At 39.7% G+C, this 2573-nt stretch carries 1 protein-coding gene; it reads right to left on the reverse strand.

Annotation, left to right across the window (positions count from 1 at the left end):
- Positions 1 to 139: 139 nt before the first annotated feature.
- The coding region (locus IQ264_RS32135) for a hypothetical protein (protein ID WP_228061977.1) at positions 140 to 2573 on the reverse strand (2434 nt) is incomplete at its 5' end.

Consider the following 2573-nt stretch of genomic DNA (forward strand, 5'->3'; position numbering starts at 1 on the left):
CGTTTAACAACTCTAATTTTAAAATGAAGAATCCTTCTTTTTCATAAGCAGTGAAAACTGTAACGTTTGGTAAGTTTAATAAGGTATCTAGATGAAAATCCATCGTCCTTTTCGGGTAAAATGTAGTGCTAACTACATTTTACCCCATGATGCCGGAAGACCCATTTAATTGTTCTTTGGTGCAGAATTTTAGCAAATCTTTTAAGGTGGGCATCTCTTGCCATTCATTTGATTTCCAACCTTTTTCAAAAGCCGCATTATAGCGTTCGATAATTTCTAAATCTTCGAGAAACTTTTTCAAAGTTAACAGCAGGATAGCATCAACTCGTTGTGCTAATTTTGGGTCATTTACCTTGCCCATGCTGATAATAGTCAATGCTTTTCTGATAAACTCTTTCCACTGGTCTAAGCGTCGAGAACGTTCTGGTTTATCAAAACGTCGCAGGTCGGGGATTTCCAGTAAATTTGAGCTACCTTTGGTAATATCGTAGTATGCACCATTATCGCCTAAAAGTGCGATCGCCGTTTCAAAAGTGCTACCAGAACCGCTAGAAATATCCATGCCAACAACGGGAATGTTAGCAGCTAAAGCATCAAGAGCAAATCGCCATCCCAAAACTGATTTACCGCTACCACTTTCACCAGTAATAATTGCACGACTGGTTTGGTTGTGCATGATATCGATGCAAACAGGTTTACCACCTTTAGTAATAAATTCAACACCAGTTGAATCGATATCTCGCACTGTAGTTAAAGGTAAAACACCTGCAACTGTTTCTGTATCAAAAGTAAGGCGACGTTCGTTAATTAGAGAACTGCTATGCAATAGCCAATTTGTAGTAATGGGTAAAGTTTCTAACCAGATTAACCAAGCAATATTTCGCTCTCTAATTACTTTGGCAGAACCGAAACTATTGGTCAACATTTGACAAGCTTGATTGAGTTGTTCTGGTGTTGGTCGGTAGACTAAGAAAACAACTGCCGCGTGCAGTGCTTTAGCACCTTTATACATTTTCTTTTGAGCATCGAAAGATTCTTCTTGCTTAACTTCAGCACCGACATCTCGACCTTGCCCTTTTTCTAAAGCTAGTTTTCTAGCAGTTTTAGATTGTTTGGCTTGACGAGCTAAGTTATCCTGAATAAAAAAGTTAGAAGCTGCACTAATTTCAACAACGGCTTCGGTATCATGAACGTAAGTGGAACTCATCACTTTCCACAACCATTTCAACTGTTCTCTAGTATTAATCCAACCACCAGGACTTTCTTCCATCGTCAATACGCCACATTCTGTATTTTTGCCATTAAGCCAGATGCGCGATTTATCTTGTTTATGTTCTGGGCAACTAGAACGACCATTTTGACCTGCAATTAAAATGGTGCAAGCGTGTTTGTGATTGTTGATAGTTTCTGTTAGTTTATAGTCGGATGTAGTTTCTGACAAAGTGAGTAACTGTGGAATAGGCGGTGCAGGTGTATTGTTAAATTTTTGCCACAGCCATGACCATAATTGTTCGGCATTCATCGGTTGAATTTCTAGCCCAATTTTGGTATTAAGGAGGATTTCCCAATTCAAGTATCCTTGCTCGAAAGCTTGCAGCAGCAGTTGTTTGTAGAAGCGTTGTTTATAAATGCGATCGTTTCCGGTAAACTGAGCAACAATACTATTAGCTGTATTCAAAATACCATCAATAATTTTGCTCAAAAAGTCGTTAGACTGAGAACCGGATTGAGCATTAAACGTCCAAGTAGAGAACATTGTTTGATTCCACACTTGTCTGGTGCCAGTTAGAGTTAGTTCTTGAACGCGCTTTTGTTCGTTCCTAATCAGTACTGAAATTGGTTTAAAATGACAAGTTTCTACCTGTTCGTTTAGCTGCTGCTGTCGCATACTGTCATTGCTGTGGCAACCTGTATGAAATATCAACTTCTCCCCTGGTGGAATATCTTTTAATCCCTCTTCTAAAGCAGTAGCTGCATTGCTAACTTCATGACGATAGAGGAGATTATGCAATCCTGGAGTGGAGAAACCAAATACAACCTGATATTGGCTACCTTCGTTAAGTAAATAGCCAGAAACTTCGCGGTTGTCTTTTTTGATAGTAACTAGACAAAGAAGATTTTGATAGTTTTGAAATGGCATAAGTCGGCTGTTGCCTCCTGATTGATTGGGGGCAATTTTAGGTTGAAGTTTGATGCGAACTTGCGAATCTTTAAAGCGAGTACGAAGGGTAGGTGGTCGTTTTTCTGGTACTGGGGGAAGGTATGATAGATTGCCGTTGTACCACTCAGTACCAGGGGGAAATCGGAATTTATCTACAAACAAGTGAGGTTGCTTTCCGGTGAGAAACCACCAACTAACAATTAGCCAAAGAGTAGTAGTGAAAAACCAAGGCATTCCCAAGCTAAAAAAGCCGTTAGTGATGATGTATGAAATGATGGCAATAGCCATCCAAGGAATGAGTTGTTCGGCGGGAATAAAGCCTATAGATGCTTGTTTTCCCAAGATTTTATTGACAGAAACAAAGTCTTTGTCTGGGTCTTTGAGCATAGTTTTAAGGGGGAGAGTGGGGGAG

Source organism: [Phormidium] sp. LEGE 05292 (genome assembly GCF_015207735.1).
Classification (GTDB): domain Bacteria; phylum Cyanobacteriota; class Cyanobacteriia; order Cyanobacteriales; family Aerosakkonemataceae; genus Floridanema.